General features: G+C 68.5%; 5 protein-coding genes. All 5 read left to right on the forward strand.

The genetic code is table 11. The features are described from left to right. The first annotated feature begins 87 nt into the window (after positions 1-87). Complete coding sequence (locus ACNPM4_RS10440; protein WP_029262554.1) at positions 88-1,602, forward strand: ABC transporter ATP-binding protein; 1,515 nt, start codon at positions 88-90, stop codon at positions 1,600-1,602. Further along, entirely contained in the window at positions 1,599-2,918 is a 1,320-nt protein-coding gene (locus tag ACNPM4_RS10445) for an ABC transporter permease (protein ID WP_029262553.1), read from the forward strand. The genes ACNPM4_RS10440 and ACNPM4_RS10445 overlap by 4 nt, the downstream gene beginning before the upstream one ends. After that, complete coding sequence (locus ACNPM4_RS10450; RefSeq protein WP_029262552.1) at positions 2,918-4,201, forward strand: ABC transporter permease; 1,284 nt, start codon at positions 2,918-2,920, stop codon at positions 4,199-4,201. The genes ACNPM4_RS10445 and ACNPM4_RS10450 overlap by 1 nt, the downstream gene beginning before the upstream one ends. Positions 4,202-4,226: 25 nt before the next feature. Then, positions 4,227-4,625, forward strand: a complete 399-nt coding sequence (locus tag ACNPM4_RS10455; protein ID WP_029262551.1) for a cytidine deaminase — start codon at positions 4,227-4,229, stop codon at positions 4,623-4,625. Next, positions 4,622-5,655 (forward strand): thymidine phosphorylase (locus ACNPM4_RS10460; protein ID WP_448985622.1); only part of this gene is annotated, 1,034 nt, incomplete at its 3' end. The genes ACNPM4_RS10455 and ACNPM4_RS10460, both read left to right, overlap by 4 nt.

Here is a 5,655-nt window from a genome sequence, read left to right on the forward strand (position 1 = left end):
GCAGGCTGCCACTCGCCCCGTGCCGTGGACGGACGACGATTCTCCTGGATGACTCTTCTGGATAACTCTTCTGGATAAGGTGCAGATATGAAGCTCGAACTTCGCGGCATCACCAAGCGATTCGGTAGCCTCGTGGCCAACGACCACATCGATCTGGTGGTTGAGCCGGGGGAGATCCACGCGCTCCTCGGCGAGAACGGCGCGGGCAAGTCCACGCTCATGAACGTCCTCTACGGCCTGTACCAGGCCGATGAGGGAGAGATCCTCCTCGATGACGAGGTGCAGCGCTTCCGCGGTCCTGGCGACGCGATGGCTGCGGGGATCGGCATGGTCCACCAGCACTTCATGCTCGTCCCGGTCTTCACCGTGGCCGAGAACGTGATGCTCGGTCACGAGCAGACCAAGGCGCTCGGCAGGCTCGACATCGCGAAGGCGCGAGAGCACGTGCGCTCGGTCGCCGCCCGCTTCGGATTCGACATCGACCCGGATGCGCTCGTGGGCGACCTGCCCGTCGGCGTGCAGCAGCGCGTCGAGATCATCAAGGCCCTGTCGCGCGACGCGAAGGTGCTCGTCTTCGACGAGCCGACCGCGGTGCTCACCCCGCAGGAGACCGACGAGCTGATGAACATCATGCGTCAGCTGCGCGACGAGGGCACGGCGATCGTGTTCATCACGCACAAGCTGCGCGAGGTGCGCGAGGTGGCCGACAAGATCACCATCATCCGTCTGGGCAAGGTCGTCGGCGAGGCGTCTCCCACCGCGACGAACGCGGAGCTCGCCTCCCTCATGGTCGGTCGCGCGGTCGAGCTGACCGTGCACAAGGACCCGCCCCGCCTGGGCGAGGGCGGTTTCGAAGTCAAGGGACTGCGCGTCCTCACCGCCACGGGCGCGATCGTCGTCGACGGCGTCGACCTCGCCGTCCGTCCCGGCGAGGTCCTCGCGATCGCCGGTGTGCAGGGCAACGGCCAGACCGAACTGGTGGAGGCCATCGTCGGCCTCGCCGCCCGCGTCGAAGGCAGCATCGTGCTCGACGGGAAGGAACTCGTCGGCAAGAGCGTGCGCGCCATCCTCGACGCCGGCGTCGGCTTCGTCCCCGAGGACCGCACGGAGGACGGGCTGGTCGCCGGCTTCTCCGTCGCGGAGAACCTCATCCTCGACCGCTCGGACGACCCGGCGTTCAGCCGCGCCGGCACGCTGCGCCGTTCGGCTCTCGACGAGTTCGCCCGTGCGCGCATCACCGAGTACGACATCCGCACGCAGGGGCCGGAGACGCCGGCGGGCACGCTGTCGGGCGGCAACCAGCAGAAGGTCGTCATCGCCCGGGAGATGAGCCGCGACCTGCGGCTCCTCGTCGCCGCGCAGCCGACCCGTGGCGTGGACGTCGGCTCGATCGAGTTCATCCACAAGCGGATCATCGAGACGCGCGATGCGGGCATCCCCGTGATCGTCGTCTCCACGGAGCTCGACGAGGTCGCGGCTCTCGCCGACCGGATCGCGGTCATGTACCGCGGCACGATCGTCGGCATCGTCCCCGGAGACACGCCTCGGGAGACACTCGGACTCATGATGGCCGGAGCGGCCGAAGGGGAGGTGGCCGCGTGAGCGGAGCGACGCCCGGCGCAGGAGATGTGACCAAGGGGATCCCGCCGCAGGAGCTCGCCACGAGCACCGGCACCGTCCCGCGCGACCCCTCCGACGTGCCGCCGCCTCCGCGCGGAAACCTCATCCTCAAGGAGATCCTCCGCGGCAACGCCGTCACGACGATCCTCGCGATCGTCCTGGCACTGATCGTGGGCGGCATCCTCATCGCCTTCACGAACGAAGACGTGCAGACGGCCTCGGTGTACTTCTTCGCGCAGCCGGGCGACACGTTCGTCGCCGCCTGGAACGCCGTGTACAACGGCTACGAGGCGCTGTTCCGCGGAGCGATCTTCAACGCCCGTGGCGCGGACTTCGCGGCCCAGATCCGGCCGTTGACGAACACCCTCGGCTTCGCGGCTCCGCTGATCGCGGCCGGCCTCGGTGTCGCTCTGGCGTTCCGCGTCGGCCTGTTCAACATCGGTGCCCGTGGGCAGATGCTCATCGGTGTCGCCGTCGCGGCGCTGCTGACCTTCTCGCTCGATCTGCCGATCTGGCTGCACATCCCGGTGACGCTGATCGCCGGTATCGCCGGCGGTGCTCTCTGGGGTGCCATCGCGGGGCTCATCAAGGCGCGCACCGGTGCGCACGAGGTGATCCTCACGATCATGCTCAACTACATCGCGTACTACCTGCTGCTGTGGATGATCCGCACGCCGGGTCTGCTGCAGAAGCCGGGCACCAACCAGGCACTCGGCTCGGCGACGCCGCAGAGCGCCCAGTTCCCGACCCTGCTCGGTCCGCAGTTCCCGCTGCTCGATCTCGGCTTCGTGATCGTGATCGTCGCGACGCTGTTCGTCTGGTGGCTGATCGAGCGCTCGTCGCTCGGCATGCGGATGCGCGCGGTGGGGGAGAACCCCCATGCGGCACGCGCCGCCGGCATCAGCGTGCAGCGCATCTACGTCTACGCGATGCTGTTCGCCGGAGGCCTGGCGGGTCTCGCCGGCATGAACCAGATCCAGGGCGCCGTCACCACCGGCGTGACCGAGACGATCGACGCCGGCATCGGCTTCGACGCGATCACGGTCGCGCTCCTCGGCCGCAGCCGTGCGTGGGGCACGTTCGCCGCCGGCATCCTGTTCGGGGCGCTCAAGGCGGGCTCGTTCTCGATGCAGGCGCAGGACATCCCGGTCGACATCGTGCTCGTGGTGCAGTCGCTCGTGGTGCTGTTCATCGCGGCGCCGCCGCTGCTGCGGACGGTGTTCTTCCTTCCGAAGACCGATGCGGAGAAGGCTGCCAAGGCAAGAGCCAAGGCCGCGAAGAAGGCGGTGATGGCATGATGTCCCTCGTTCAGACCCAGGCCGCCGACGGCACGGTGCAGCTCGCGACGGTCAAGGAGCGGCACCTCAAGGCGCCGATCGTCCTCGCCGCAGCGACCGCGCTGCTGGCGCTGCTGTTCCTCGCGGTGCCGCGCTCGGGCACCAGCACGTTCCGCCTCTCCGACCAGTCCTCGGCCCTCTCGCTGCCCGACGTGGCATTGCCGACCGCCTCGACCTTCTGGGTCGTGTTCGGCATCCTGGTGGTCCTGACCGTCGGTGCCTTCCTCCGGGCATGGACCTACCGCAAGCCCTCGCTGTGGCTGGTCGTGGCCTACGGGGTGCTCGCCGTCTTCGCGTTCCTCGTCTGGGCATCGGCCGGGGGACTCGTTCCGGTCACCAGCCTGCTGTTCGGAGCGGTGTCGCTGTCGGTACCGCTCGTGTTCGGTGCTCTGGGCGGCGTCATCGGCGAACGCGCCGGTGTCGTGAACGTCGCGATCGAGGGTCAGCTCCTGCTCGGCGCATTCTCCGCCGCCCTGCTCTCGAGCATCACCGGCAACCCGTTCGTCGGTCTGATCGGCGCGATGGTGGGCGGCGTGCTGGTGGCCAGCGTGCTGGCCGCGTTCGCGATCAAGTACCTCGTCGAGCAGGTCATCGTCGGTGTCGTGCTCAACGTGCTCGTCACGGGTCTCACCGGCTTCCTCTACGGCGCACTCCTCGCACCGAACGAGACGACCTTGAACACCCCCGTCCGGTTCCCGCGCGTCGAGATCCCGGTGCTCAGCGACATCCCGATCATCGGGCCCGTCCTGTTCAACCAGACGTTCATCGGATACTTGATGTTCATCACCGTCGCCGTGGTCGCGTGGGGGCTGTACCGCACCCGCTGGGGTCTGCGGCTCCGTGCCGTGGGTGAGCACCCGCAGGCCGCGGACACCGTCGGCATCAAGGTGAACCCGACCCGATTCTGGAACGTGCTGCTCGCGGGGGCGATCGCCGGCATGGGTGGTGCGTACTTCACGCTCGTCTCGGTGCCGCAGTTCGGCAAGGACATGACGGCGGGACTCGGCTTCATCGCCCTCGCCGCCGTGATCTTCGGCCGCTGGGACCCGATCCGTGCCACGCTCGCCGCGCTGCTGTTCGGCTTCGCGACCAACCTGCAGAACCTGCTGTCGATCCTGAAGACGCCGATCCCGGGTGAGTTCATGCTCATGCTGCCGTACCTGGTCACGCTGCTCGCCGTGGCCGGATTCGCCGGGCAGATCAAGGCGCCCGCCGCCGACGGCAAGCCCTACATAAAGTCCTAGCCGGTCGGAAGAGGAAAGCATCGCAATGACAGACATCGACTGGGATGAACTGCGCCAGGTCGCCACGGATGCCATGACGAAGGCGTACGCGCCGTATTCGCGTTATCGCGTGGGGGCGGCGGCCCTCGTCGGTGACGGCCGCATCGTCGCCGGCTGCAACGTCGAGAACGCCTCCTACGGCGTGACCCTGTGCGCCGAGTGCGCCCTCGTCGGCGATCTGCACATGTCGGGCGGCGGCCAGCTCGTCGCCTTCGTGTGCGTGAACAACGACGGACAGACGATCATGCCGTGCGGACGCTGCCGGCAGCTGCTGTTCGAGCACGCGATGCCGGGCATGCTGCTGGAGACCGTCTCCGGCATCCGCACGATCGACGAGGTGCTGCCCGATGCATTCGGGCCGCGCGACCTGGAGGAAGCACGATGACTGTTGAGCCCTTCGACGCGGTGGACGTGATCCGCGCCAAGCGCGACGGCGGTGCGGTTCCCGAGGCGGCGCTGCGGTGGATGATCGACGCGTACACCCGCGGCTACGTCTCCGACGCGCAGATGGCCTCGTTCGCGATGGCGATCTTCCAGCGCGGGATGGAGCGCGATGAGATCCGCGTACTGACCGACGCGATGATCGCATCGGGGGAGCGGATGAGCTTCGCCTCGCTCGGCAAGAAGACCGTCGACAAGCATTCCACCGGCGGCGTCGGCGACAAGATCACCCTGCCGCTCGCCCCGCTGGTCGCGTCGTTCGGCGTCGCCGTTCCCCAGCTCAGCGGTCGCGGACTCGGCCACACCGGCGGCACGCTCGACAAGCTCGAGTCGATCCCCGGTTGGCGCGCCGCCCTCAGCAACGAGGAGATGTTCGCGCAGATGCAGGGCGATGTCGGCGCGGTCATCTGCGCCGCGGGTTCGGGTCTCGCGCCCGCCGACAAGAAGCTGTACGCCCTCCGTGACGTCACCGGCACGGTCGAGGCGATCCCACTGATCGCGTCGAGCATCATGTCGAAGAAGATCGCCGAGGGCACCGACGCGCTCGTGCTCGACGTGAAGTTCGGCTCCGGCGCTTTCATGCAGGACATCGACCGCGCCCGCGAACTCGCGCGCACGATGGTCGCGCTCGGTACCGACTCCGGCGTGGCCACGACCGCGCTCCTCACCGACATGAACGTGCCGCTCGGACTCGCGATCGGCAACGCCAACGAGGTCCGCGAATCCGTCGAGATCCTCGCCGGCGGCGGCCCCGCCGATGTCCGCGAGCTGACCCTCGCCCTGGCACGGGAGATGCTCGCCCTCGCCGGACAGCCGGATGCCGACGTGGAAGCCGCGCTCGACGACGGCCGCGCGATGGACACCTGGAAGGCGATGATCCGCGCCCAGGACGGCGACCCCGATGCGGCGCTGCCGACCGCACGGGAGACGCACGTCGTGACGGCCCCGGCCGACGGGGTGATGACGCGCATGGA

The organism is Microbacterium umsixpiens, from assembly GCF_053543675.1.